This is a genomic window from Arthrobacter sp. SLBN-100, assembly GCF_006715305.1.
In the GTDB taxonomy this organism is placed as follows: Bacteria; Actinomycetota; Actinomycetes; order Actinomycetales; family Micrococcaceae; genus Arthrobacter.
This window is the reverse complement of record NZ_VFMY01000001.1, coordinates 2,626,323-2,653,295: the sequence shown is the minus strand read 5'-3', so window position 1 is coordinate 2,653,295 and position 26,973 is coordinate 2,626,323. Positions and strand designations below refer to the sequence as shown.

Here is a 26,973-nt window from a genome sequence, read left to right as displayed (position 1 = left end):
CAAGGGGTGGCCAGAAAGGACCTCAGCTGTATGCCTATTTTATCTGTGTACTTCTTTGATTGGTGTGTTAAGGGCTTTAGTGCCAGCACCTCACAGGACCGGTATGGCCGACGCCCTTGGCCTGGGTGAGCATGCCGTTGCATAGGGCAAGGGCTCGAAGAAATGACGCTATTCGCCCCCCGCCTTGGTGCGCCCGTCTTTCGCATCTTGATTTGGAGACGTGGTCAAGGAAGTGCGTCGTGCAATTGTTTGGCAACGGCATCACGGAGCGGCCGGGATGTTTGGGCGACGTGTTCCACTTTCTGCAGATCGTCGGTATTTTGGTGCCGGCCGGAATGCAGAGTGGTTGAAAGATCATTGATTCGTTGAGGGGCGAGGGCATGTTCGATGGCTAAGATGCTGGCCCCTACGACTCCAGCTTCCGGGCCGGTTTCGGATTGGGTGATGTTCAGGTGCTGGGTCGCTAACGGCGTTGAGCGTGCATAGACGGTTTCACGGATTCCGGCGATCAGATGTTCGCCGGATTGTGCAAGGGATCCGCCGACGACAATCAGGGAAGGGTTGATGAGGCTTACACACATGTTGAGCATTTCTCCAATGTCGCGGCCGGCCTGCCGGACGGCTTGAATAGCGGCCAAATCGCCGGAACGGACGAGCGAGACGACGTCGTTTCCGGTGATTGCCTTGAGCCCGTTTTTGCGGAGATGGGCGGCGATGGCCGGAGCGCCTGCGATGGCTTCCAGACAGGCGGTCTTGCCACAGTGGCATTGAATTCCTGCCGCCTTGGAAACAGCAATATGACCGACGTCTCCAGCGACTCCTGCCGCTCCCCGCTGCAATATTCCTCCACTGATAACCCCGGAGCCGATACCGGTGGCGACTTTAAGGAAGATCATGTTGTCCTCGTTGGGCCAGCGTGTAGCCCGCTCGCCGAGGGCCATGATGTTGACATCGTTGTCGACTAGTACGGGAGCGTCAAAGGTCTGCTGAACGTAAGCGGGGACGTCGAATCCGTCCCATCCCGGCATGATCGGCGGGCTGGTCGGCTTTCCGGTGGAGTGTTCGACGGGACCGGGCAACCCGATGCCGACAGCGATGATGTCCGTTGTCGGACGCTTCATCGTTTTCAAATGACCCTGCAGTGTCGTCGCTAGCCAGTCCAGAACAGTTTCCGGTCCGCAGGAAATCTCAAGTGGTTCAGTGGTTTTCAGGAGAATCCTTCCCGACAGGTCCGTGAGCGCCACGGTCGCGTGTGTGGCGCCGACGTTGGCGGCAGCGGCCAGCCTTGCGCCGGGGTTGAAGGCTAGTCGCGCCGAGGGGCGGCCTCCTGTGGAAGGCGCATCCGACACGGGTGCAACTAGCCCTACTCCCAGGAGTGGCTCGAGGCGAGAACTGATGGCAGCTCTACCCAAGCCCGTTAGCCCGGCCAGGTCTGCCCTGGTTCGCGGGTGTCCGTCCCGCAGGATACGCAAAAGTTCGCCGGGGCCGCCGTTATCCATGTCTCTCCATTTCGGGGCTCGAAAGAGGTGACTGGTGAACTTGAGGTTTGACAGATCAAGTTCACAGGACCCCGAGGGGACCTCGTCTCCACTCAGTGTCAAGGCGCCGACCTCTACCGTCCACTCGTCGATGCCCATAGCGTCAGAAAGTGCAACTTCGGTGTGCATTCCAGAATCATCAGCGTCAAAAAGTGCAGACTTTGGCTGGGTGACTGACTAAAGTCTTGTGTTGCGTGTCACTATTTCGGCATGGAAAACGACAGAACCGGCGGTCACGTGGCGAGACGGAATTCGCTGGTGTTAGGTCCCGGCGCCGACACCCCAGACCGTCAGCCGCCCTTTGGGCCGCCGAGCTACGACACTTAGTCACGCAAGCGACGTGCGGAGAATTGCGAAACTTTTTCTCCCAATACGTTGACTTCTGCTTCTACTGCACATTAGAGAGTGTCTCAGATCACAAAGGGGTGGAAATATGACGGCGACAATCACGCCAGGCGTTCCAACGACGGCGGTTGCTGCCTTGGAGGGGCGTTCGCTCTCCAAGCGATACGGCGCCACTCAGGCGTTGAAGGATGTCTCCATCCGTCTTGAGCGGGGCCAGGTCACTGCTCTGGCGGGTGGTAATGGCGCAGGCAAATCAACGCTGATCCGTCTCCTCACCGGGATGGAGCGCCCAGACGAGGGCGAGCTGCTCCGCGACGGCCGACAAATCACCCTCAACTCGCTCCACGACGCGACCCGGGCGGGCATTTTCTGCGTCTTCCAGGACCAGCCATTCGTCGGCAACTTCGAGGTCTACCGGCAGATGTTCCTTGGGTACGAGCAGCACTTCCGGCAGGCCGGTCTGGTCAGCAACCGCAGGATGCTAAAGGCGTGCTCCGAGCTGCTTGAGGAACTGGCGATTACCGGCATCTCGCCGACGCATCAAATGGGATCCCTGTCCGCCGCAGCCCGCGAGGTCGTCGCGCTCGCCAGCGTCATCGCCGTCTCCCGGTTGCTCGACATCGAACACCCCGTGATCCTGCTTGACGAGCCGACCGCGTCCCTTAGCGCCGAGGAGCTGGATTTCCTTGTCTCCTTCATCCAGTCGTTGAAGTCGCGTAGCGCCATCGTGTTCGTGTCGCATCGCGTCAGTGAGGTGCTTGAGTGGTCCGACTCGCTGCACGTCCTTCGCGACGGGGAGACAGCGGACGTGATGACCACCGCAACGGCCGCCCCCGACCGCGTGTACCGCGCCATGGGGGGACAACCGCCCGTGGCCGTCGACAGGCCCCGGACCGAGGCCGAGACAGCGACGCTGCCGCGCCGTGGCGAGACGCATGAGCGGTTCGAGGTGCTGGGCGCTCAGATCGGGCAGCACAACAAGCCCTTCGACTTCGCCGTGTCGCCGGGTGAGATCGTCGGACTGGCCGGCGTCGAGGGCTCAGGTAAGGAGGAGTTCCTCCGTTACGCGGCGGGCCTCTCCGTCGCTAGTCACTTGGAGTCCACCGGAATCCGGGTCGACGGCTCCACCATCCAGCGCCACGTGAAGGCGCTGCTCACCGCCGGAGTCGTCTACCTTTCGGGTGAGCGCCAGCGGGACGGCGTGTTCGGCCGGCTCACCATCTCCGAAAACATGGCAGTGAGCCGTCGGGTGGCTGGCGGCCTGCGGGACTTATGGATCCGCCGTGACGACGAGAACGCGCGCGCCGAGCGCATGGTGTCCCGCCTGGCCGTCAAGTGCGACCAAGTGGAAGCACCGCTATCGTCTCTTAGCGGCGGCAACCAGCAGAAGGTTCTTCTCGGCCGCTGCCTGGAGACCTCACCCAGCGTGATGCTTCTCGACAACGTGACCCGGGGGGTCGACGTGGGTGCCCGCGAGAGCATCTACGGGCTCTTCCGTGAGCTCGCACGGGCCGGGATGTCGCTGGTGCTGGCCACAGACGACCTCGACGAGCTCTCTACCACGACGGATCGGATCGTGGTCTTCAAGGGGGGGCGTGTCGTTGCTGAGTTCGATAACTCGCGTCACGACACCACGCCCCTCAGCGTCCTCGAGGCAATGGTCTAGCGAGACAAGCAATCAATCGTCCCGCGGATCGGCCGCTGGGCGTCCAACAACCACATTCCCATTGCACAGTACGTGGTCTAAGAAGGAAGGAAATGACATGACGCTCATGCGACGCAAGCCTGCACCTGCGGATGTCCTCATCGTGGGGTCCGGCGCGTCCGGTGCGACGGCGGCGAAGGTCCTCACCGAGGCAGGCATCAATGTGGTCTGCCTGGAGCGGGGGCCCTGGATCAAGCCTGACGAGTTTTCCGGTGATGAGCTGAAGTACGTCAACCGCTACTTCCTGTGGCAGGACCTCGACCTTAAGCCCCGGACGAAGCGCAGCTCTGCCGGCGAGGAAGCGCACATCGCGCGGTTCTCCCCGACGCCGCAGATGGTAGGCGGTGCTAGCGTGCACTACTCCGGGTGGGTCCCGCGGCCGACCCCCGACGACCTGATCAGCAAGAGCATCTACGGCGATATCCCGGGCGCTAGCCTCGTCGACTGGCCGGTCACGTACGACGAGCTCGAGCCGTACTGGACCAAGGTCGAGTGGGAGTTCGGCGTCTGTGGCCTTGCCGGTGCCAACAAGTACGAGGGCCCCCGGAGCAAAGGGTACCCGACGCCTCCATACCCGGTGAACGGCTTCGGCAAGAAGTTCTACGAGGGCTGCGCGAAAATGGGCCTCAACGCGTTCCCGCTGCCGAAAGCCCTGTTGACCGCGCCGCATAAGGGCCGCCCAGCCAGCGTCCAGCCAGGCCTGTGGCACGAGTACGGCGACCCGACGGGATCGAAGTCAACCCCACTGAGCACGTTCATCCCCGAAGCCCTTGCGACCGGCCGGTACGACCTGCGCCCAGAGTCCTACGTTCGCGAAATCACGGTGAGCAAGGACGGCCGTGCCAGTGGGGTCGTCTACCAGGACCGCGACGGGGTCGAGTACCACCAGGAAGCCAAGATGGTCCTTCTGGCCTGCGGCGCGATCGAGACCGCCCGTCTCATGCTCTTGTCAAAGTCGGCCCTGTTCCCGGACGGTATCGCAAACAACAGTGGCCTCGTCGGCAAGAACGCGATGTTCCATGAGTACATCGGTGCCTTTGGTCTTTTCGATAAGGAGCTCAGCACCCCAACCGAGCAGTGGACCGGGTCCTATGTCAATGGCGCGACCTACGAGTTTTACAAGACCGACACGAACCGGGACCACATCCTGGGCAGCGTCACCGCCGCCTCCACTGTGGGCCACCCGATCAACTTCACGTACCCGGGCAAGCCGCTTTGGGGGAAGCCAGCGAAGGACGCGGACCGCCAGTACTTCGACTACAGCATGAAGATCGGCGCGATCCTCCAGGACATCCCGCAGGAGACGAACGCTGTCGATCTCGACCCCACCGTGCGGGACGCCTGGGGTCTCCCGGTCGCGAGGATCACCGCGAAGCCGCACGAGAACGACAAGGCGCAGGCCAAGTACATCGCTGACAACTCCAGCGAGCTGATGAGGGCGGCCGGCGCTTCCAAGGTGGACCCCATCTACCTCAGCGAGTTCACCGGCAATTGCAGCCACGAGATGGGAACGGCCCGGATGGGCAACGACCCCTCCAGTTCTGTGGTGAACAAGTGGGGCGCGGCGCATGACGTGCCGAACCTCTACGTCCTCGATGGCGCGGTCTTTCCCACCTCCCTAGGCGCCAACCCGACCCTCACCATCATGGCGAACGCCTGGCGCATCGCCGACCGCATCATCGAGGACCGTCCGTGAGGAGCGCATGGTGCACCAGCTACGTCCGTCCCCGTCCCGATAGGAGTGTCTCCAACTCATGAACAACAACTCGGTTCCCCTGTTCTTCGACGAGCACGAATGGCAGACGGTGGAGGCCGCGGCGGCGCGGATCATTCCCACGGACCACGACCCGGGTGCCCGGGAGGCGGGCGTGGTCGTGTTCATCGATCGATACCTGTCGGGCATCGACTACATCTACGCCAACCCCTGGGGAAGTGGGTTCTTGCGGATCGACGGCAGGCAGGCGGAGGCGTGGACGAATCGCATTGCCGACCTGCAGGAGAGATACCGCGAGGGCGTCCGCGACCTCGACCGGCGCAGCGGAGAGAAGTTCGGCAGCGAGTTCGTGACCCTCACGGAGGAGCAGCAGGACAGCATCCTAGAAACGATCCTGCCCAGGGAGGTGCAGGCCCCCGCCAACGAGGCGGCCTCGAGTGAGCGTGAGGGCGAGGACACGGGTTCCTATGGCGCCCCGGCCCCGGCACCCAAGAAGGGCGGTGGCGTCTTCGGGCTCAAGGTCGCGATGAGTCAGCCGGTCACCGACGAGAACCTCGGCTTTGCCGAGACATTGGTTCTGCATACCCGTTGCGGCTTCTACTCCGATCCGGTCTACGGCGGGAACAGGGACCGTGTCGGGTGGCGCACCATCGGGTGGCCCGGGCCCTGGTCCCTTGCCGAGACCAACGACGGCCGCTACAGCACGCTCGCGTACATGACCGCCGGTGACTACGAGACCTTGTGGGCCGAACTGCACTCCTAGTCCATCGCTCCGCTTCGCAAGACTAATCCGCCTAAGCTGTCAACCCCCGAGGAGTATTTCCATGTCCTTAATCGAGTCCTACACGATTGACCTCAAGTCCGCCCAACGGCTCGTGGACCACGCCGTGGCGGAGGCTGAGGCCCAGGGCCTCGCCGTCTGCGTCACGGTCGTTGACCGCGCCGGCCACCCCCTTGCGTTCGCCCGCATGGACGGGGCAGCGCTGCTCTGCGCCCAGCTGTCGCAGGACAAGGCCTATACCGTCGCCGCGTTCGCGGGCATCGCCACCCACGATTGGTGGGGCAACGTGAGCGGGCGTCCCGACATCGTGCACGGCCTGGGCCAGCAGGATCGTTTCTCCGTCATCGGCGGCGGCGTCCCGCTCACCGTGGACAGCCAGCTCGTCGGCGCCGTCGGCGTGTCGGGCGGCAGCCCGGAGCAGGACCGCAGCGTCGCCGAGGCCGCGGCCAACACCATGTCCTGACTTCGCGTCCACGTCATCGTCGAAGGTGCGGACGCACGGGCGTCGGCTCCCTAGGTCAACAACAACTTGCAGCAGCTCGCCCGACCAGCAGTACCGAGAGGACCGGAGATGACCGTCTCTACCAACAAGGACCCAAAGCAGAAACCGAACCTTCCCTCGTCGGGAAGCGTGTCCGGGACTGGCGTCACGGCGGTTCAGCGAAACGCGTGGCCCCTCCAGAACTTCAACCTAGCGAACGCGATGCGGTCGTGGCTCGGGACGACGCTCGTGATCGTCGCGCTGGTCATCATGTTTTCCGCCATGCAGCCCCGTTTCATGACGGTGCTCAACTGGCAGAACATCGCCATCCAGATGTCAGTGCTCCTGGTGATCGCCGTGGCCGGAACGCTCCCGATCGTCATGGGGAGCATCGACTTGTCTGTCGCTTCCGTGGCGACCCTGTCGGGCGTCATCCTGGCGATGGCCATGCAGAGCGCGGGTCCGTCCGCGGCGGTGGCCGTCCCGCTCGCGCTGCTTGTGGGGGCCGCATGTGGCCTGCTCAACGGAATTCTCTTCGCGGTGCTGCGGGTGCCGTCGTTCTTGGCGACGCTAGGGACCTTCTTCGCCCTCGACGGTCTCGCCTCCTTCCTGGTCGGGGGAGTTCCCATCCCGATCTCGATCACGTCGAGCGCTTCCCAGGTACTGGACGGCCGGCTCGGTGCCCTGCCGGTGCTGTTCCTCTGGGCCCTGCTCGTGCTGGCGATCGCGGTCGTCCTGTGTCGGTACACCAGGTTTGGACGTCACCTCTTCGCGGTGGGCGGCTCGGAACCGGCCGCCGTCGTGGCCGGGATCAACGTCCGCCTGGTCAAGGTAGTCGCCTTTACATTGGCGGGCCTTCTCGCCGGGTTCTCCGGCATCCTGCTCAGCGTCCACGCCCTGTCGGGTTCGCCCAGCCAGAGCGCGTCCTTGCTGTTGCCCTCTATCGGCGCCGTCGTCATCGGCGGAACCGCGTTGAGCGGTGGAGCGGGCGGTCCTCACCGGACGTTCCTGGGTGTCCTGCTCCTGACCATTCTGATCAACGGAATGCAATTGCTCAGTGTCGATCCCCATCTCCAGCTCGTCATCCAGGGGGCGGTGGTTGTCCTCGCGGTGATCATGAGCCGCCAAAAAGTCAGTCCCATGACACCCATCAAGTAGCCCCGTCCACAAGGAGCATTGCAATGGAAGATTTCTCGAGGCGCAGCCTCATCCAACTACTCGGTCTCGCCGGAGTGGCCGTCGGCGCAGGCGGCCTCCTCACAAGCTGTGCACAGAGCCCCGAAAGCCTCGGCGCCGCGGACGGCGCGGGTGCTGCCGGAATCCTCGTCGCCCCGCCCGTCGCCAACAACCTCTACTGGGATGGCTGGGTCAAGGCCGCCACGGCAGCCGCCGCGGCCCTGGGCACAAGCCCCAAGGTGGAAAACTTCAACGGCGACACTCAGGCCCAGCTCGCCTCGTTCAGCAACGTACCCAACCTCGGCCTGAAAGGCGTGATGACCATGGCAAACGTCGCGGCCTCCTCGCCGCAGCTGTTTGGCACCCTCGAGCGCCAGACGACCTTCGGCACCAACTGTCACTCCAACCAGCCGTGGAGCACCCCCCTCGACGTAGGCGACCACTACGTCGGGTACTTCGATTTCCCACACCAGGCGAGCTTCGAGTCGTTGTGCACCTATCTGTTCGACAAGATGGGCGGCTCAGGCAAGATCATCCACATCACGGGTGTGCAGGGCGTCGTCGCGTCCGACTTCAAGGACTACGCGATGGACAAGCTCCTCGCCGAGAAGTACCCGCGCATCCAGCTGGTCGCTCGTCAGCCCGGAAACTTCGGCCGGGTCGCCACGGTTCCCGTGGTCGAGAACCTGCTCACCGCGCACCCGGACGTCGACGCGATCATCTGCCAGAACGACGACTCCGCCCTCGGTGCCATCTCCGTGCTCAAGAAGAAGGGGCTTGACAAGGTCCTGGTCGTGGGCGCCGACGCCATCCCCGAAATGCTGGACGCGATCGTCGCCGGTGACGCCCTTGCCACGGTGGCTAACCCCGGTGAGTGGATGGGTGGCGCGATGATGGTGCGTCTATACGACGCCATCAACGGCTTCCAGGTACCCCCCCTGGAGCGGATGCAGATCTTCCAGACCTTCGTCATTAACACCGCCGAGGCCGCCGAGGCCTACAAGAAGGTCATCGCGGGTCCGGACCCCTATGACTGGAAGAAGATGTCACGGTCGCTCAACCCGGACGGGTGGGACCCGCAGATTCCGCTCAAGGTCATTCGACCGCAGGAGTTCTGGGCGGCGTTCGAGGACAAGCGTCCGTCGGGATACAACCTTCCGGCCGCCTACTCGGACGCGTCAACCAACGACTACGACGCGATTGACGCGATGTACGCCGAGCGGCTTTCGAACGACGTGTTTGCCGCCGTCAAAAAGCTCAACGACCCCGTGGTGTCAGTCCCGCTCGCTCGATAACACACCAGTTCCGTTTGCTCTACAGTCAAGGAGATACCAGATGTCCCGTTTCAACAAGTACGGCGGTAGCACCGATCTCACCTTTGAGGCCACAGGCTTCTTCCACACTGCCCAGGACGACGAGGGCCGCTGGTGGTTCGTCGACCCCGACGGTGGCGCGTTCCTGACCGTCGGCGTTGCGCATGCTGACGACTCCGACCTCAAATACCCGCACAACATTGACGTGTGGCGGAACAAGTACGGCGGTTCGAAGGAACGCTGGATCCGCGAGGGCGTCGTCAAGGACTTCAAGGACTGGGGCTTCAACACGATCGGCTGGACCCAAGACTATATCGGTGGCGGCTGGCGCAAGGAGTTCTCCTGGGCCGAGCGCGTGACTGTGCAACAGTCGACGAGCCAGTTCACCCCCCGCGACTTCGAGATCGCGGATATGCCCTATGTCATGCTTCTTCGCGTTGCGGAGACCGAGGACTGGAACGGCGACCCCGTGTTCCCGGACGTCTTCGACCAGGACTTCGAGGACCACTGCGCCTACCTCGCACGAAGCGTCTGCGCCGACCTCGCCGACGACCCCAACCTGATCGGGTACTCGTACGATGACGCCCCGTCATGGGCGCCCCACGTGAGCGGCGCGGACTTCCCGCAGCTCAAGGGCCTCAGCCCGGACGAGCGCGAGGAGCGCCTGGGTGAGATTGCCGAGAAGTACTACTCCACCATGGCCAAGTACATCCGGATGTACGACACGAACCACCTCATCCTCGGGGACCTGTACAACGGCAACCGGCCGCTTCCGGCGCCGGTCCTCGCAGGCGCCAAGGAGCACATCGACGTGCTGCAGGTGCAGTATTTCCCCAAGGACACAGACGAGTCTCGTCAGGAGATGCTCGACCATGCACGCTGGGCGAGCAAGGAGATCGGCAAGCCGCTTTTCATCCCGGACATCGGCAACTGGACCGCGACCGAGATGAACCCCAACCGTTCGCAGGCCGGCTTGGCCGACCACGCCGCACGTGCGCAGAACTACATCGACAGCCTCAACACGGTCGTCAAGGAGCCGTGGTTCCTCGGCTTCCACTGGTGCGCGTACATCGAGAATACCGCCCGCGGCTGGGGCATCAAGTCCCCCCGGGACGAACCGTATGTGGACTTCGTCAACCCAGTGCGGGAGTACAACAAGAGCATCTACGACCTGCGCCGGTCGTGAGGCGGGACTCCTTGGGGAGCGGTCTGAGGCCGTCCGCGCATAGGTCGGTCCGGTCGCTCCCTGGGGGCTCACCGGCAGTACGCTTCGCGCGCTCCTGCGCGGGCTTCGACGGCGTCTTTTCGGGTCGAGCACGAGGACCGGGCTGGGGCGGCGCCGAGGAGACCCCGCCCTCTTCTCGTCGACTCACCGCAGGGCGTACCGCCGAGCGCGCCGATACCCACACCGAGGCCGGGCCACCCGGTCGAACACACCTGACGAGGTACCGATGACTGAGGCCCACGACTCCCGCTCCGCGGCTCTGGCCGCACTACCCCTCCGCCTGGATCCGAACCCGGTCCACACTTTCTACGAGGGCGGTGGGGCGTGGCGTCGGTTTCGCGGGCTCTCCTCCCCGGCCGACAGCCGCTGGGCAGAGGATTGGGTCGGCTCCTGCATCGACTCGCGCTCCCCGCATCCCGAGGGCGGCACGCAGGGAGTGACACGGGTCCAGATGCCTGACGGGGAGTGGGTATCTCTCCCCCGGTTGATCTCAGAGGCCCCCGAGAAGTGGCTCGGCGCCGACACGGAGCGCTGGGGTGCGGATCCGCGCTTCCAGGTCAAGCTTGTCGCGCCCCGCGACCGCGTCCCACTGCACGTCCACCCAGACGGCGCCTTCGCCGAGACCCACTTCGCCAGCCCATGCGGCAAGACCGAGGCTTGGATCATCGTCGACGCCCCGGGAACCGATGGCGAGCCGGCTTACGCCGGCATCGGCTTCCGTGAGGGAGTTACCGAGGAGCAGTTCCGGCACGCTTTCGCCGCCCAGGACCGGCAGGCGCTGGTAGACCTCGTCCACAGGACGCCGATCAAAGGCGGCGACGTGGTCTTGGTTCCCCCGGGCGTTCCCCACTACATCAGCGGCGGTACGTTCTTCATCGAAATCCAGGAGCCCGCGGACCTCGGGATTCTGGCCGAGTGGAAGGGGGTCGTCCCCGACGAGGCGTCGGGCACCGGCGGTCTGACGACCGAAACGGCCCTGTCGTGCTTCAAGGTCGCCCCCCAAGCCCGCGAGCAGGCCCTCGAGGCCTTCCAACCGCAGGGACTGTTTCAGACGATCGCTCCCGACCAGGAGGTCGCCCTCCTTGGGGCATCGGCTGCCCCATGCTTCCAGGCGCGGCTGCTGGCTGTCGCGGACTCCTACGCGCCTGAGGATTGGCGCTACTCGGTCAACGTCGTGGTGGAGGGCGAGGGCCTCCTGTCAGGGCCCGGCTTCCGCGAGCCGATCCGGGCCGGCGACGCGTTCATCACAGCAGCGACGCTGGACCACCGGTACCAGGCCACCACCGGTCTCCTGCGCGTCGTGCGCGCCCTCGGTCCCAGCTGACCACGGCCGACGTCCGGGTCGGAGCGGCCATGACGACCAGGCACACACACTCGGACGTGCCCTCCGGACCATTAGGAGAGCACATCCGGCTGGAGCCGGTTCAGGCGGCGGCCACGAGGGGAGGCTGCCGCGAGCTCGGGCGGTCGGTGGCACCAACGCTGTGCACCGCGGGCGGCTTCTCGCCAGATGACGTGCTAGTCGGCCTTGAACGCACCTTCGGCGCCGCTGAAAACATGCGGTGCCGTCGAGTTGGTGTCGGCTTCGTGGGCCCCGCCGCAACGGGCGACGGCCTGCGCGTGAACCTGCCCGATGAATCCCATGCCGACGATGCCCGCACGGGGCCCGCGAGATGTCTGTGACACGAGCTAGATGCAATCACTGTCTCCGTGTGGGCCAGACCCAGGATTCGTGACCTCGTAGAGTGCGTCGACCACCCCGGACCGGTTCACCTCGCCGGGGCCAGGATAACGATGACAACTAGTACCGTTGTAAGCAGAAATCAAGGCTCTACAATCAAAAAGGGGCCGGGTCGTGTTCGGCGAAGGAGTGGAGGTGGAGATGGATAGGGGCGCCAGTGCGGTGGTGGACGGCGAGACCTTGTCCATAATCCTCGATCTGATCCGGACTCGGCGTGCCCTCACCCGCCCCGAGCTGGGCCGGGTGTCCGGTTTGGGGCGAACCGTCGTGAGCGGACCGTCCACGATCCGGCAGAAGTGGCTGAGCATCCCGTACCTCATGATCTCCAAGTCCTGCCGCCCGTCCGCCCGCATGCGCCGGTGTCCAGAACCAGGCTGGCAGACGGATGCCTGGACGGTCATTCCAGTCCGGTGGTGCCGTGCCGGTGAGCGCCTGAATCAGGACGGTTACTGCTGTGGGGAGCGTGCGTGCCATAGATTGGGCGAGCTGGGTCCTCCAGTTCAGGTCGGCATTGGTGATTGGTGCTGGTGCACGGGCTGACGCCGGGTGCCCCCGGACCGGCGATTCGGGTGGGACGGCGACTCCGAGGTTTCTCTAAACGAGTTCCCGAGCCATGGTGAAGCTGACGAGTTCGGTATCGATGGCCGCGTCGCGCGCAGTAGCCAAAGGTTGCGGAGGCTAAGGCTACATAGTAGGCGGGTAGTCCGTGCCGCTATTCCACAGGCGATCGATCTGCTCCTTAAAGTGCTTGAACCACTCCTTGTCATCTCTGTCCAGAAGGAAGATCGGCGCACGTTCGGATTTCCCTTTAAACTCGTACATCTGGACCATGATCAACGCGTCCGGCAAGTCGACGTCCATGGCATTGATTCCGATATGTGGCACGAAGTCAATGGTGCGGATTTTGACGGCGCCTTTGCCTGGTTCCAACTCTTGGGCGAGCCGCAGCGCATTCTCGATGTCGGCCTTGATGCCCTGGGCATCCTTGGTGGGATGAGTCTCGGCAATTATCCCTAACAGGCGCTCATTACTGGGGTTTGGTAAGAGTATTTGAACTGAACCGCGGTGTTCCAGGATGCGCGTGAGGTGTTCGTGCATGTTCGTTATCGTGCGTCGCATCGTTGCACCCGTGTAGAAGTAGCTGTGTGAGACGTTGGATTGAGCATCCAAATATCTTTGCGGGAACTTGAACGAAAAGAGGTCTGTCCTTTCCCGATTCCAGGTTTTGACCTCGTCCACGACATCTCCACGATTTCTGAATTGGGATACCGCGAGCAAGCCAAGCAGGGCAACGATGATGGGGATTAGTTCCTCATATCGCTTGCTCGTCAAGCCTGCGAACGTGAAATAGGCGGCAGCCACGATCAGGGCCCAGAAATCGATGCGCTTGAGGAATTTTTTGAATCCATGTAGTGCCCAGATGCGAACTGCCCTCAACGCGATACCCTCATCCTGAGTTCCTGTTCCAAACGACTAAGGAGCCCCTTTTTCTGCTCATAGCTGAGTGCGGGACGCTCGTACGTACTCGGCCGGATTTCATCCGAGGCGTACATTGTGGCCCGTTCCGACACTGGGGGAGATGTGAGCAATAGAGTCGCAACGAATGACCTTTCCCCTATGTGCGTTTCGTGGGGGACATCTGCGGGAACCTCGTGGAACCCACTCCCGGAAACATTGGTCGTCAGAACCGGCCGAAGAAACGCTTTGCCGTGCGCGGTGAAAGTATCTTTGTCGACTAGGTAGTCGATGTCAGCACTGTGGTATTCCGTGGTTCCGCTCACCCCGGGACCTGACGTCTTATAGAGAGTCTCGGAATAGGTCCCAACCAAGATGCGGCTGCAGAGGTGCCAAACATGAGTATGAATCGGGGCGTCGTCAGGCCGCCTAACCCTCCCAGTGTCGGGCCAAACATGGAGGCGCAGTTGTCCAAGGTCGTGATGATCGTCCACATGAAATACCGCAAAGCCGTTGGGGTGCCACCTGCTGTCCAACGAAAGCAGGTCCGTAAACGAATTGGCGAGTAAGCGATCCGCCGTGCGTTCCAGAGCAATGCGCGCCAAGGCGCAAAATGCCTCATAGTCCGCATGTTCACGTATGTGTTGCATCTGAGCCCCTATTCGCTCTACTTCGAAAAGCCCTACGAATAATAGCGTCCCGGGTTGAGCTGCCGGAGTCCGGCTCGGCAGGTCGTCAGCGAAACACCGATTAGTCATGGAACAGGAGTCTCGCAGCTACTTCTACTCTCGTACTCAAACGCCGATAACGGAGATTATGTAAAGCTAGGGCTGACAGGGGGTCCCCTGAAGACTCCCTGCGCCCTCTTAAATCCTTGCGTCGCAGCCAGGAATCGCAACGATAATCCAAGGGCCGGCCCAAAACGAACAACTTGCGGCGCTTCCCCGGCGCTCGGGCGCGACTTCAATCCTGCCTGGGGGCCTGCAATGGCGAAGCTCCAATCAAATAGCGGTTGACCGGAGCTTCGGTCAATTATGTGCCCCAAACCTGAGGATTTACTGTGAGCCAGCCTTCCGGCACCGATAGCTGGAATACACCAGACTTAGAGTGTCGGAATCAAAGAATCCGTATATTCGTCCTCAGCAGGCAGTGGGTTGCGAAGCTGCTTCTTCAGGATGGTTGCCACGATTGAAGCCTTCCACACAATGCCTATATCGGATGCCTTGTTCACTCGCCCCGAGTAGACGCCCAACAGGTATGACTTTTCAACAATATGACTCCTCATTGTGTTGTCTGTGAACATCATCGGCGGGGTATTCGACGAAAAGTGGACAATCACAGGTGAACCCGACTGTCCCTCTCGAGTCCGGGCATCGACTAGGAAGCGGGGAGCATCCCCGTAGTCAAGCTCGGGTTCTGATGCCATTGAGCCCTTGGTCCAGATGGCGAAGGACCCGTGAGAAGTGAGACCGAAGGGGAACCCAACGATGTGCACCGTATCGGACGGGCGAAGGTAGGGCCTCGGAGCGGTGGTATCAGGTAGTTCATATCTATGCCGAATTATCTGACTTTTGTAGTCCTTGCCGTCCCGGGTTACAGGCAGCGCAACGACATCCACCTTGAATCCGCGCGGGTGCTCGAGCCAGCGTGGTCGACGCTGATTGACATCCGGCTCGTCAAATAGGGGCTCTTCCAGCTCGATGTACTCGCCTAGCTTCCAAACAGAATTATGAAGAATCCGGACGTGCGTCGGGGCAACCCCGTGAGAGGAGATGTACTCTCCCGACGTGGTTCTGCCCGAAAGAACGTGCCGGTTGGTTATCAAGTAGTCTCGAAATTCATGCTGGACTAGGAACCCGGTGCCTGTCGAAAGCTCCTTGTATTCGTTGTCGGGATTCAGCCAGTAAAGCTTCAACAACAGGGATCTGTAAGTCGGTGCGGATATCGGTATTTCGGTCATTTACCCATTCAACCTCCCCGAAGTTGAATGGGCCTGCAAGGTCGTGTGCCCCGTCCTCCAGGAGTCCAGCCTTTGACCATTCTCTTGCCCGCCCCCACTGCTAGCCCATAGGCTCATGGGGTGAGTGGCGGGGACGGCAATCCGAAAAGCGGATCCGGCTCGCGACCCGTGAAGGAAACAAGCATGGCAACAGGTACGGTCAAGTGGTTCAACGCCGAAAAGGGCTTCGGTTTCATCGCCCCCGACGACGGAAGCGCTGACGTGTTCGCACACTTTTCGGCAATCGCCTCCAGCGGTTACCGCTCCCTGGACGAGAACCAGAAGGTTCAGTTCGACATCACCCAGGGCCCTAAGGGTCCGCAGGCGGAGAACATCCAGCCGCTCTAAGCGGTTATCAAGAAGCTGGCCGGCACATGCTGGCCAGCTTTCTTTTTGTTCCCTCAACGCCAAGCCTGCCCCGTCATTTTAATCGCGTTCTCTTCGGTCCGGTAAGCCCTAAACCCTTGAAACGTGGTTGCTCCTTCGGACTTCGCCTGCATGTTGAACGCCGAAAATCGACGTTTCGTCAACCTGCTTAAAGCGTTGAGAAAGGGTCGACGGCGGCACTGAGGTGAGTGCCGCCGTCGACCCTTCCGAGGAACGCCGTCAGGTTCCAGTTGACGGTCCGGGAGCAGTGGCTCTAGGCCACTGTGGCCTCCGCAGGGTGGGCTTCAGCTGACGTAACCTCCCGGTCGGAGCGTGACGATGGATGCGCCGCAACCGCTGCCGCGTGCTCCGCGAGTACCCCCGTCTGATGGCGGATCTTCAGCCGGTAGAGCAGGGCCCCGCCCCCGGTGACGGCGGCTACGAAGAGCACGCCGCCCCACTGCAGGTACCACTCGAACGGCGGCACCGAGTTGTAGATCTCCGGCCGCGGCCAGACCAGGTTCAGCGTCATGGCGCCGCCCCACAGGACCGCGAGGATGTTCACCGGCAACCCCCACTTGCCCAGGCTGAAGCCGGGCTCGGAGCCGTCATCGGCCAGCGGCCACTTCTTCTGCAGCCGGTTCCGAAGCATCGGAACGGTGACCAGCAGGTAGGACAGGTAGATCAGGACGATGCTGATGCTGGACAGGATGGTGAAAATCGCCGGCTGCATCACGTTGACCACCAGCGGGATCACGGCCAGGACACCGATGACGATCGCGGCAACGGTGGGGGTCCTGCGGACGGGGTCCACCTTGCTGAGCTGCTGGCTGAACGGCAGGTTGTTGTCCCGGGCCATGGCGAACATCATGCGGATGGCGGCGGCGTGGACGGCGAGGGTGCAGACCACCACGGCCACCACGATGCACAGCAGGAAGGCTTTGCCGAAGGGGCCCCCGAGCACTGAGAGCACCAGGTACTGGAGGCCGCCGTCGGCCGCGCCGAGTTTGGGGTCGCCCAGGTCCGGAGCTGCCAGGATGCCAAAGAGCAGGATGAGGCCGCCCAGCAGGAAGGACGCCGTCACCGCACGGAGGATGGCCTTCGGTGCTGTCCGCTTGGGATCCTTGGTTTCCTCGCCCAGGGAGCTTGCGGTGTCAAAGCCGTACATGACGTAGCCGGAGGCCATGGCGCCGATAAGGAACACGCCGAAGAAGCCGAGGTCGTGGCCTTCCCCGAAACCGGCGGTGTCGAAGAAGACCTCGGGCCCCCGCACCACGTGCCAGCCCAGTGCGAGAATCAGCAGCACGGCCGCGGTCAGCTCCACGAACACGCCGATGCTGTTGATCCTGGTCATGAGTTTCACGCCGAAGGCGTTGATCATGGTGGAGATTGCGATCATGATGCTCGCCAGCAGCACGCCGTTGAGGGCAAAGTCGTAGGTGCCCGTCCCGTCCCCGATGATCTGGAAGCCGGACCAGAGCTGCGGCAGGGTGAGCTGCAGGGCCAAGGCAACGGCGCCGAGCGCCACGATGGACGAGATGAGCAGCAGCCAGCCGGCCAGCCAGGACCACGTCCCGGTGGCGAGCCGCTTGGCCCAGTTGTATACCGATCCTGCGACAGGGTAGCGGCCTGCCAGTTCGGCAAAACACAGCGCCACCATCAACTGGCCGGCGAAGACCAGGGGCCAGGACCATGCGTAAGCAGGGCCGGCCATGGAAAAACCAAAATAGAACAGTTGAAAAACACCGGTGAGGATGGAGATGTAGCTGACGCCTGCCGCGAAGCTGGCAAACTTGCCGATGCTCCGGTCCAGGGTCTGCGTATAACCAAACTCGTCCATGCCGCTTGAATCAATACTCTTGCTGGGTTCCGCCATGTGGGACTCCTAGATCAGAAAAGCACGATAGTGATAACCGGCCGGCCGTGGCAAATGGAAGGTTGATGCCCTGCCGCCGGACCCCGCCTCTCAGGCGAGGGACGCGGTGAGCTCCATTTCTTCAATAGCCATGGTTTCGCCGGACCGGCCGGCGCGGATGAGGTCCGCGCAGCGCTCGCCGATCATCATGACGGTGATATTGGGGTTGACGGTGACGTGCTCAGGCATGACGGACGCATCCGCGACCCGGAGTCCGGTGACGCCCTTGACCCGCAGCTCGGGATCCAGCGGTGACATCCCGTCGTCGGCCGGCCCCATCCGCACGGTGCCCACCGGGTGGTACACGGTGTTGTGCGTCTTGCGGATGTAGTCCCGCAGTTCCTCGTCGGTCTGCGCCTCGACACCAGGGGAGAGTTCACGCCCCGCCCATTCAGTCATGGCAGGCTGGGCGGCGATTTCGCGGGCCTTGCGGATGCCGGCCACCATCACCCTCATGTCGTGGCCTTCGGGATCCGTGAAGTAGCGCGGGTCCACCATCGGCTTATCACGGAAGTCGCGGCTGCGCAGCCGGACGGTGCCGCGGGAGCGGGCGTGCGTGACGTTGGGGGTGAGGCTGAAGCCGTTTTCCGTGGTGGGGTAGCCGTGCCGGAGGGTGTTCATGTCGAACGGGACCGATCCGTAGTGCATCATCAGGTCCGGCCGGTCCAGCCCGTCCTCTGTGGGGGTGAAGATGCCGATCTCCCACCACTGCGTCGACGTTCGCACCATGGGCTGCTTCGCCTCGAACTGCACCACGCCTTCGGGATGGTCCTGCAGGTGCTCACCCACGCCGGGGGAGTCCACCAGGACCTCGATCCCGTGCTGGGCGAGGTGCGCGGCCGGGCCGATGCCGGAAAGCATCAGCAGCTTGGGCGAGTCGATGGCACCGGTGGACAGGATGACCTCGCGGTGCGCCGTGAGCCGGTAGTTCCGGCCGAACGCCGAGTCCACCACATCCACGCCGGTGCAGCGCTTGTCCGCGTCGAACACCAGCTGGCGGGCGCGGAGGCCGGTGAGCAGGGTGAAGTTCGCGCGCTCGATAATGGGGTGGATGTAGGAGACCGAGCTGGAGGCGCGGGTGCCGTCCGCGCGGCGGTTGATCTGGAAGAAGTTGGCGCCGTTGACCACGGTGGTTCCGGTGTTGAACTTCGCGCGGGGGATTCCCGCCTGCTCGCAGGCATCCAAAAGCGCGACGCCGGCAGGATCCACCGGGGGCACGTTCATCAGGTGCACGGGGCCTGAGTCGCCGTGGTGCGGCGCGTCCGGACCGGCGTCCTCATTGGTTTCCAGCCGCTTGTACAGCGGCCAGGCAGCGTCAGCGTTCCAGCCGGCGGCCCCGTACTTGGATTCCCACTCATCCAGGTCTTCGCGTGGTGCCCAGAAGGCGATGCAGGAGTTGTGGCTGGAACAGCCGCCCATGACCTTGGCGCGGGCGTGGCGCATGAAGGAGTTGCCGTTCTCCTGCGGCTCCACCGGGTAGTCCCAGTCGTAGCCGGATTCCAGCAATTCCATCCAGCGGTCCAGCTGCAGGATCTCGGGGATGTTGCGGTCATCCGGCCCGGCCTCCACCAGGGCCACGGTCACCTTGGGATCCTCGCTCAGCCGCGCTGCCACGGCCGCCCCGGCGGATCCGCCGCCGATGACGATGTAGTCGAACCCGCGCTCGCTGAGGTCCTCGATGTCGTCGAAGTGCATCTAGTTCTCCTTGCCGTGGTCAGCGAACCAGCCGGTCACCTGGGGGCTGGTGTTCTGGTAGATGTGCTTGGCTTCCTGGTATTCGGCGAAGCCGGTAGGGCCCAGCTCGCGGCCGACGCCGGACTGGCCGAAGCCGCCCCACTCGGCCTGGGGAAGGTAGGGGTGGTAGTCATTGATCCAGACAGTGCCGTGCCTTAACCGGGATGCCACACGCTGCGCCTTGCCGGCGTCCTGGGTCCAGACCGCGCCGGCCAGCCCGTAAATGGTGTCGTTGGCGGTGGCCAGGGCCTCGTCCTCGGTGCGGAACGTCTCGACGGTCACCACGGGGCCGAATGCTTCATCCACCACCACGGACATTCCCTTTTGAACGCGGTCCAGGACCGTCGGCTGGTAGTAGAACCCGCCGTCGAACTTTTCTCCCTGAGGCGCCGCCCCGCCGGTCCGCAGCCGCGCGCCCTCCTGGAGGCCGCGCTGGACATAGGCGTCGACTTTGTCCCGGTGGGCCGCGGAGATCAGCGGCCCGGTTTCGGCGGCTTCGTCAAAGGGGCCGCCGAGGCGGATGTCCTGCGCCCGGCGGACCAGCTCGTCAACGAAGCGTTCCGCTATTGATTCCTCAACCACCAGCCGTGCCCCCGCCGAGCAGACCTGGCCCGAGTGGACGAAGGCCCCGTTCAGGGCATTGTCGACGGCGGCGTCAAAGTCCGCGTCGGCGAACACCACGTTGGGGTTCTTGCCGCCCAGCTCCAGCGCCACCTTTTTGACGGTTCCGGCTGCGGCCGCGGCGATACGTTTGCCCGTTTCCAGGCCGCCGGTGAAGGAGACGAGGTCGACGGCGGGATGTTCCGAGAGCGGTGCGCCCGCCTCGGCGCCGGGTCCGGTGACGAGGTTGGCGACGCCGTCCGGCAGGCCGAGGTCCTGGAGCAGCTGCATGGCCAGGATGGCGGTGGACGGGGTCAGTTCGGACGGCTTGAGGACGAAGGTGCAGCCGGCGGCCAGTGCCGGAGCGATCTTCCATGCGGCCTGGAGCAGGGGGTAGTTCCACGGCGTGATCAGGCCGCAGACACCCACCGGTTCGTAGACGATTTTGCTGACGACGGCGGGGTCCCCGGCGTCGACAATGCGTCCCGCCTGCTGCCCGGCAAGCCTGCCGAAGTACTCGAAGCAGGCGGCGATGTCGTCCATGTCGATGCGGCTTTCGACGATCCGCTTTCCGGTGTCCAAGGACTCGGCGCGGGCGAATTTCTCACGGCGTTCCCGCAGTTCCGCCGCGACCTTGAGCAGGAAGGTGCCGCGCTCGGGAGCCGGGACACTTGACCAGATACCGGAGTCGAAGGCCGCCCGGGCTGCGGCAATGGCCCGCTCGGCATCTTCCCGGCCGGCCTCGGACACGGTAGCGGCCAGCTCGCCGTCAGCAGGGTTGTGGATGTGGCGTACGGCGCCTGACGCTGCCGGTTCCCACGAGCCGTTGATGAACAAGGTGGATGCTGTCACGTCCGGAGACGGTGTGGCGTAAGTCATACGGAGGACAGTAATAGAAGTTGAACGAGTGTTCAATAGCAATTTGAACAGTCGTTCAATATTACTTGCTGCTGATTGTGGCGCGGGATGCCGCGGGGCTTATCGCTCCTGGACTGCGTCCTCGCTGGGCTTTTTGCCGCCAGCGTTGTCCTGCGGCGGGGCGAAGGCGATCTCCTCGGTACGGGCAATGCTTCGCTCGATGGAATCCTGGTCCACACCAAGAAGCGAGGTCAGCCACATGCCGTTCTGTATCACCACAATGTCGGAGGCCCGCGCCCGGCATTCCTCCCATGGCATCCCGGGCTGGGCTTCAGAGACGAGCGCCGCAAGTCCATCGATATAGCGGCCAAAGGCAGCAGCGTTGATCTGCGCGTAGTCTTCGTCGGCCTGCGCGAGGGCCCACAGGTGCAGGCGCAAGGACAGGTAGCGGGTGGTCAGGAGGTCGGCGGCCGCAACCCGCCGCAATGCCTTGCGCAGTTGCTCGTCAGGGAGTGACGACGGGTCGGGTGCCACCAGCATCAGGTCGTGCTCGTCGACGCGGTGCAGGGCCGCCCGGATCAGGCTCGTCTTGTCGTCGTAGTAGTAGTTCACCAAGCCCAGTGCCACGCCGGCTTCGCGGGCCACGGCCCGCATGCTCACGCCGGAGATACCGTGGCGGGACAGCAGATCGAGGGCCGCTTCAAGAATGCGGGACTGCCTGTCGATCTGTTCGCCATTGTTCACGGTAGTTGTCCCCATCCCGCCAGACTATTGCCAAACCTGCAGGAGTGCACTTCCGGACCAGGCCGCGGAAGGCCGCGGGGAGAACGCGAAGAATCGCCGCCTTGCCGGAGCAGGGCGGGGATTCATTCGTCGCCAGGTCCGCTTACTTCTTGGGCAGGCCCGCCGGGTTCAGCTCGGACTTCTGGATCGCCTCGGAAGACAGGCCCCAGCGGTCCAGGATCTTGGCGTAGGTCCCGTTCTCGATCAGTTCGTTCAGCGCGGCCTGCGCGGCGACGGCCAAACCGTTGTCCTTCTTCGTGGTGAACGCGATTTGCGCAGTGAGCGGCCAGCCGCCGTTGAGGGTTCCCACACGCTTGCTCTTGCCGTCCAGCGCTGCCTTGTAGGCGGCCCCGGCATTGGGTCCGAAGGTCAGGTCCGCGCGGCCGGACTGCAGGGCAAGCGTGGAGGCGGAGTCGTCGTCGTAATACTGGAACTCAACCGGCTTCAGGCCGTTCTTCTTGTTCTCCTCGTCCCAGCGCACCAGGATGGCTTCCTGGTTGGTGCCGGAGCCAACGATGACGCGTTTGCCCGCAACATCCTTGGCCTCCTTGATCCCGCCGATGTCCGAGTCGCTCTTCGCGTAGAAGCCCAGCAGGTCGTTCCGGTAGGTGGCGAAATCGAACTTCTCCTTCCGGGCTTCGGTGACAGTCACATTGGACAGCACGGCCTCGTACTTGGAGGACTCGATGCCGAGGGGCCAGTCAGCCCAGGCGACAGGAAGGACCTCCACCTCCAGCCCCAGCGTCTCGCCCACCGCGTAAGCAATGTCCACCTCGCTGCCGATCAGAGTCTTGTTGTCCGTGGCAAAAGTGCTGAGCGGGGCCGTGCCGCCGGTGCTCACGACCGTGAGTTTGCCGTCGGCTTTGATGGCTTCGGGGACCAGCGCGGCGGCGTCAGCGTCCACTGAGACCTTGAAGCGGTCCTGCTGCGGGGACAGGTTGAAGGTCTTGCCTGCTGCCGTGGTGGAGGATCCCGACGTCGGTGCTGCCGCCGCCGTCGCGCCCGGATCAGCGCACGCAGCCAGCCCCAGCAGTGCGGTGATGGTGAGGGCCACGGCGGCAGCCGGTTTCGCCTTGATAATGGCCATTTTTCCTCCTTGGAGATAGGTAGCGGATGCGACGGAGTGTGCTCGTTGCAGCAACTATCCGGCAGCGCGAGCAGGCGAATCAAAGTCGATGAAACCCGGAGATGCGGGGAGTAACGGCAGGTCACGGGAGGACCGCGGCGGTCATATTCGGGAAGCGGGTACCACCGCCTGAACCAAGTAGTGCCGTTTGAGTACTGCTTAAGAAATCGAGTACCCGGGGAGTAAAGACAGGTGGGCGATTACGCGTGTGCTGAACGTCCGCGCGCCCCTACCGTGAAGTACGTTGCGCCAAGGTGGGCGTATTGCTTTGAGGAGACGCAGATGAACGGTTCGCCAAGTGGGAAAGCTTTTGCTGAGGGGAAGGGCCTGCTGAGGCGACACAGCACAAGGGTTGCTGCGGCGGTTGCAGCAGGGGCGCTGGCGCTGGCGGGTTCCGGCATCGCTTGGGCAGACGACATAAAAAACACGCTTGACGGCTCCGTGGACGCAACCGCCGAAACCATGGCGTTGAACGTAGGTGGTGCCCAGGGTTCAACCACGCTGGCATTGGTGGAGACGAACGGCGATGGCAAGAACGGCTGTAATCTGACCGGGTCAAGCACCCTCACGCTTAGTATCGCTTCCAGCGATCCTGCTGTGGCGACTGTGTCACCGTCCCTTGCCACCTTTACATCTTGCGGCTTCACCCAGCCTCTCTCCGTAAGCGCTGTCGGTGAAGGCTCTGCGACTATTACAGCTTCCATCGTCAGCAACACCTCGACAGGTTCATTTGATGTTGGGCCGGCGACATTTGCGGTTAACGTGGTCGCGCCAGCACCTTCGAACACGGCGCCTGTCCTGAGCATTTCAGGCGTAACGAACGGCGGCTCTTACGAGAAGGGGACCGTCCCCACCGCTGTCTGCGATGTTGTAGATAAGGAAGACGGCGCTAATTCGTTCAACGCTACACTTGGCAGCCTCTCCGGACCTGATGCTGCCAACGGCATCGGAACCCAGGAAGCCACCTGCAGCCACGAGGACACGGGCGGACTCAAGCTCGTGAGCTCCGTCACGTACAACATCGTGGACGAGACGGCGCCCAAAGTGTCCTACACCTTGACGCCCGCAGACCCGGACGGTGACAACGGCTGGTACAACACCGACGTGGCAGTTCAATGGATCGTCATCGAAGAGGATTCGACCAGCACTGTGCATAGGACGGGTTGCGAGGACCAGATCATCACCGAAGACCAGGTCGCGGAGGACTACAGCTGCACCGCGACGAGCGCCGGCGGAACTTCTGAGACCATCATCGTAAATCTCAAGAAGGATGGAACGGCACCCACCGTTGCTTCTGCCGGCGCCACCGGAACCGAGGGAACGAACAGCTGGTACACCTCTGACGTCGAGGCCAGCTTCACCGGAACTGACGCTACCTCCGGCCTGCTTGCCACAACCCAGACGGTAACGTCCTCCGGCGAGGGCGTCGACGTGAAAGTCGACAGCCCGGCGTTTACGGATCTTGCCGGCAACACCACCCCGTCCGGGGCAGCCACCCAGACTTTCAAGATCGACAAGACCGCGCCGACCGTCGAATATAAAGATGCGTCGGGCACCCTTGGTGCCGATGACTGGTACCGCAGCGATGTCGTAGCCACCTTTACAGGCACTGATGTCACCTCCGGCCCCCTCACCGCAACCCAGACAGCAACGTCGGAAGGCGAAGGCAAAGCTGTAAAGGTTGAGAGTCCGGCATTTAGCGACGACGCCGGTAACACCACCCCGGCGGGTGCCGCGTCGCAGACCTTCAAGATCGACCTCACGGCCCCCACCGTGACCTTCGACTCGATAGTCGCGGACAGCTACTACGGATCGACGCCGGCAGAACCCACCTGCACCGCATCCGATGAGCTGTCCGGGCTCGTTGGCGACTGCAAGGTCGAGGGCTACAGCTCCGCGGTAGGCGGTCACACGCTGACTGCGAAGGCAACCGACAAGGCAGGCAACGAAACCATCATTACCCAGTCCTATGAGGTCAAGGCGTGGACGCTCAAGGGCTTCTACCAGCCGATCGATATGGAGGGTGTCCTGAACACGGTCAAGGGCGGCAGCACGGTCCCGGCGAAGTTCGAAATCTTTGCCGGTGACACCGAACTCACCGATCCTGCTCTGGCATCCTTCGCCATGAAGCCGATCCAGTGCTCGCTGCTCAGCCCACAGGATGCCATCGAGACGGTCACTACAGGGAGCACCTCTCTCCGCTATGACGCCACCGCAGGCCAGTTTGTGTACAACTGGAAGACGCCGACGGGGACAGGCAACTGCTACCGGCTCGTAATGACGGCGGACGACGGCAGCTCAATCAGCGCCAGCTTCAAGCTGAAGTAGCGCCAACAGCGGCGGCGCCCAACGACGTTCGCCGTAGAGAAGTGGCCCGGTCGATCAGACCGGGCCACTTCTCTGTCCGACGGGGTCAGCCCAGTGCCTTTAGAACTTCCTTGGCCACGTCCTCGCTGGACTGCGGGTTCTGGCCCGTGATGAGGTTGCCGTCCCGGACCACGTTGGAGCTCCAGGCCGCCGCGTTCTCAATCAGCGCGCCCTTTGCCTTCAGCGCGTCCTCCACCAGCCACGGTGTGTTTTCGCCGGTGCCGCCGCCCAGTTCCTCCTCATTCGTGAAGACCGTGAGGCGACGTCCGGCGAAAACAAATTTGCCGTCGTCGTCCGTTGCGCTGAGCAGCCCGGCGGGACCATGACAGAACGGCGCAATGATTTTGCCGTCCCTGTCCGCCGCCACCAGCAGCCGGCCCAGGTCCGCGTCCTTGTACAGGTCGGCCATGGGGCCGTGGCCGCCGGGCATCACCACGGCGTCGTAGGCGGAGATGTCGACGCCGGCGAGCACCAGCGGGTGCGAGAGCTCGGCGTCGATGGCTGCCAGATAGTCCCGGAATCCTTTTGCCCGTTCCTCGCCGCCCGCCGACTCCGCAGCCAGGCTGACCTGGTCCACCGTGGGCCGGACGCCGCCCGGGGTCGCAATATGTACGGTGTGTCCGGCGCCGATCAGCGTCTGGTGGGCCACCACGAGTTCCTCCGCCCAGTAACCGGTGGGGTGCTCGCTGCCGTCCTTCATGGTGAGCGAATCTGCTGCTGAAACAACCATCAAAATGTTTGCCATAGTGCTGCTCCTGTTCGTTGTCCTGCGGGGCCTACTCGCCGGCAGCTTCGAGCTCGGCGTAGGTATCGTCGTCGAGCGTGACGCCCGCGGCGGCCAGGTTTTCCTCAAGGTGCTTCACCGAGCCGGTGCCTGGAATCGGCATCATCACGGGGGAGCGGCGCAGCAGCCAAGCCAGCGCGACCTGCGACGTGGTGGCGCCGAGGCGCTTCGCGGCCTCGTCCAACGGACCGCCCGGCAGCGCAAGCTCGCCCGCCGAAATCGGCGCCCACGGGATGAACCCAATCCCGTTCTCCTCCGAATACCGCAGCACATCCTCCGAGCTCCGGTCCGTCAGGTTGTAGCGGTTCTGCACCGTCGAAACGGTGAAATACTTACCGGCCGCCTCAAGTTCAGCAACACTGACCTGCGAAAGGCCCAGCGCCCGCACCTTGCCCTCGTCCTGGAGTTCGCGGAGCACCCCGAACTGCTCCTCGGCGTCCACCTTGGGGTCGATCCGGTGCAGCTGCAGCAGGTCCAGGCTGTCAACCTTCAGCTTCCGCAGGCTCAGTTCGGTCTGCTGGCGGAGGTATTCCGGCCGGCCCACGGGAATCCACCGGTTGGGCCCCGTGCGGGTGAACCCCACCTTCGTGGCGATCTTCAGCCCGTCCTTGTACGGGTGCAGGGCCTCGGCGAGGATCTCCTCGCTGATGTTCGGGCCGTAGGAGTCTGCGGTATCGATGAAGTCCACGCCGAGTTCGACGGCGCGTCGCACCACGGCCACCGCGGCTGCGCGGTCCGCGGGCTCGCCCCAGACGCCGTCGCCCACAATGCGCATCGCACCAAAGCCGAGCCGGTGCACGGTTCCCAGGTCCTTCACATCGATCGTTGCGGACAGTTCCAACTGGTTCGTTGTTTCAAGGCTCATAGGGGCGGCAACATCATCAGTCTGCTGAGTATTCCGGAAGTCACAGAAATAAGCCGGCCTCCGCCGTCGTTATGCCTTCCGTGCCCGCCGCGACTGGGCCGG

21 protein-coding genes are annotated in these 26,973 nt (G+C 63.3%); 10 read left to right on the top strand and 11 right to left on the bottom strand.

Features of this window, described 5'->3' with window-relative positions; all coding sequences use genetic code 11:
• Nucleotides 1-224: 224 nt before the first annotated feature.
• Nucleotides 225-1,499 (bottom strand): ROK family transcriptional regulator, encoded by a 1,275-nt coding sequence (locus FBY31_RS12345; RefSeq protein ID WP_142045323.1) that lies wholly within the window; start codon nucleotides 1,497-1,499, stop codon nucleotides 225-227.
• A gap of 472 nt (nucleotides 1,500-1,971) precedes the next feature.
• On the opposite strand from FBY31_RS12345, the gene FBY31_RS12340 reads away from it, so the two are divergent.
• From FBY31_RS12340 to FBY31_RS12305, 8 genes are all read left to right on the top strand, one after another.
• Complete coding sequence (locus tag FBY31_RS12340; protein ID WP_142041243.1) at nucleotides 1,972-3,549, top strand: sugar ABC transporter ATP-binding protein; 1,578 nt, start codon at nucleotides 1,972-1,974, stop codon at nucleotides 3,547-3,549.
• Nucleotides 3,550-3,646: 97 nt separating this feature from the next.
• Nucleotides 3,647-5,284 (top strand): GMC family oxidoreductase, encoded by a 1,638-nt coding sequence (locus FBY31_RS12335; RefSeq protein WP_142041240.1) that lies wholly within the window; start codon nucleotides 3,647-3,649, stop codon nucleotides 5,282-5,284.
• Between the two features lie 58 nt (nucleotides 5,285-5,342).
• Nucleotides 5,343-6,065 carry a gluconate 2-dehydrogenase subunit 3 family protein gene (locus FBY31_RS12330; protein ID WP_142041237.1) on the top strand — a complete coding sequence of 241 codons (723 nt, stop codon included), beginning with the start codon at nucleotides 5,343-5,345 and terminating at the stop codon, nucleotides 6,063-6,065.
• A gap of 61 nt (nucleotides 6,066-6,126) precedes the next feature.
• A complete protein-coding gene (locus FBY31_RS12325; RefSeq protein ID WP_142041234.1) occupies nucleotides 6,127-6,546 on the top strand; it encodes a GlcG/HbpS family heme-binding protein in 420 nt (139 codons plus the stop codon).
• A gap of 108 nt (nucleotides 6,547-6,654) precedes the next feature.
• A complete protein-coding gene (locus tag FBY31_RS12320) occupies nucleotides 6,655-7,722 on the top strand; it encodes an ABC transporter permease (protein ID WP_142041231.1) in 1,068 nt (355 codons plus the stop codon).
• A 23-nt stretch (nucleotides 7,723-7,745) separates the two neighbouring features.
• Nucleotides 7,746-9,035: a sugar ABC transporter substrate-binding protein gene (locus FBY31_RS12315; protein ID WP_142041228.1), complete on the top strand. Its 1,290-nt coding sequence runs from the start codon at nucleotides 7,746-7,748 to the stop codon at nucleotides 9,033-9,035.
• A 40-nt stretch (nucleotides 9,036-9,075) separates the two neighbouring features.
• A complete protein-coding gene (locus FBY31_RS12310; RefSeq protein ID WP_142041225.1) occupies nucleotides 9,076-10,239 on the top strand; it encodes an agarase in 1,164 nt (387 codons plus the stop codon).
• Between the two features lie 475 nt (nucleotides 10,240-10,714).
• Nucleotides 10,715-11,602 (top strand): class I mannose-6-phosphate isomerase, encoded by an 888-nt coding sequence (locus tag FBY31_RS12305; protein ID WP_235013036.1) that lies wholly within the window; start codon nucleotides 10,715-10,717, stop codon nucleotides 11,600-11,602.
• Between the two features lie 194 nt (nucleotides 11,603-11,796).
• On the opposite strand, the gene FBY31_RS22815 is transcribed toward FBY31_RS12305, so the two are convergent.
• From FBY31_RS22815 to FBY31_RS12295, 3 genes are all read right to left on the bottom strand, one after another.
• Entirely contained in the window at nucleotides 11,797-11,964 is a 168-nt protein-coding gene (locus FBY31_RS22815; RefSeq protein WP_160142460.1) for a hypothetical protein, read from the bottom strand.
• A 739-nt stretch (nucleotides 11,965-12,703) separates the two neighbouring features.
• Complete coding sequence (locus FBY31_RS12300; RefSeq protein ID WP_142041219.1) at nucleotides 12,704-13,456, bottom strand: hypothetical protein; 753 nt, start codon at nucleotides 13,454-13,456, stop codon at nucleotides 12,704-12,706.
• A gap of 1,120 nt (nucleotides 13,457-14,576) precedes the next feature.
• Nucleotides 14,577-15,434: a S1 family peptidase gene (locus FBY31_RS12295; protein WP_142041216.1), complete on the bottom strand. Its 858-nt coding sequence runs from the start codon at nucleotides 15,432-15,434 to the stop codon at nucleotides 14,577-14,579.
• Between the two features lie 183 nt (nucleotides 15,435-15,617).
• Here FBY31_RS12295 and FBY31_RS12290 point away from each other — a divergent pair, with 183 nt between their 5' ends.
• The gene (locus FBY31_RS12290) at nucleotides 15,618-15,821 is read left to right on the top strand and encodes a cold-shock protein (protein WP_142036849.1); all 204 of its coding nucleotides are present in this window, start codon (nucleotides 15,618-15,620) and stop codon (nucleotides 15,819-15,821) included.
• A 292-nt stretch (nucleotides 15,822-16,113) separates the two neighbouring features.
• Here FBY31_RS12290 and FBY31_RS12285 read toward each other — a convergent pair whose 3' ends face one another.
• From FBY31_RS12285 to FBY31_RS12265, 5 genes are all read right to left on the bottom strand, one after another.
• Nucleotides 16,114-17,715, bottom strand: coding sequence for an APC family permease (locus tag FBY31_RS12285; RefSeq protein ID WP_142041213.1), 1,602 nt, complete (start codon nucleotides 17,713-17,715; stop codon nucleotides 16,114-16,116).
• 90 nt (nucleotides 17,716-17,805) lie between these two features.
• Complete coding sequence (locus tag FBY31_RS12280) at nucleotides 17,806-19,449, bottom strand: GMC family oxidoreductase (RefSeq protein WP_142041210.1); 1,644 nt, start codon at nucleotides 19,447-19,449, stop codon at nucleotides 17,806-17,808.
• Nucleotides 19,450-20,967 (bottom strand): aldehyde dehydrogenase family protein, encoded by a 1,518-nt coding sequence (locus FBY31_RS12275; protein WP_142041206.1) that lies wholly within the window; start codon nucleotides 20,965-20,967, stop codon nucleotides 19,450-19,452.
• Nucleotides 20,968-21,066: 99 nt separating this feature from the next.
• Entirely contained in the window at nucleotides 21,067-21,705 is a 639-nt protein-coding gene (locus FBY31_RS12270) for a TetR/AcrR family transcriptional regulator (RefSeq protein ID WP_142041203.1), read from the bottom strand.
• 127 nt (nucleotides 21,706-21,832) lie between these two features.
• Complete coding sequence (locus FBY31_RS12265; protein WP_142041200.1) at nucleotides 21,833-22,816, bottom strand: ABC transporter substrate-binding protein; 984 nt, start codon at nucleotides 22,814-22,816, stop codon at nucleotides 21,833-21,835.
• A gap of 321 nt (nucleotides 22,817-23,137) precedes the next feature.
• Between FBY31_RS12265 and FBY31_RS12260 the strand changes: the two genes are divergently transcribed.
• Nucleotides 23,138-25,183, top strand: a complete 2,046-nt coding sequence (locus FBY31_RS12260) for a PxKF domain-containing protein (RefSeq protein WP_142041197.1) — start codon at nucleotides 23,138-23,140, stop codon at nucleotides 25,181-25,183.
• 85 nt (nucleotides 25,184-25,268) lie between these two features.
• On the opposite strand, the gene FBY31_RS12255 is transcribed toward FBY31_RS12260, so the two are convergent.
• Nucleotides 25,269-25,967 (bottom strand): type 1 glutamine amidotransferase domain-containing protein, encoded by a 699-nt coding sequence (locus FBY31_RS12255; RefSeq protein ID WP_142041194.1) that lies wholly within the window; start codon nucleotides 25,965-25,967, stop codon nucleotides 25,269-25,271.
• 31 nt (nucleotides 25,968-25,998) lie between these two features.
• Nucleotides 25,999-26,871, bottom strand: coding sequence for an aldo/keto reductase (locus tag FBY31_RS12250; protein WP_142041191.1), 873 nt, complete (start codon nucleotides 26,869-26,871; stop codon nucleotides 25,999-26,001).
• Nucleotides 26,872-26,973 lie beyond the last annotated feature (102 nt).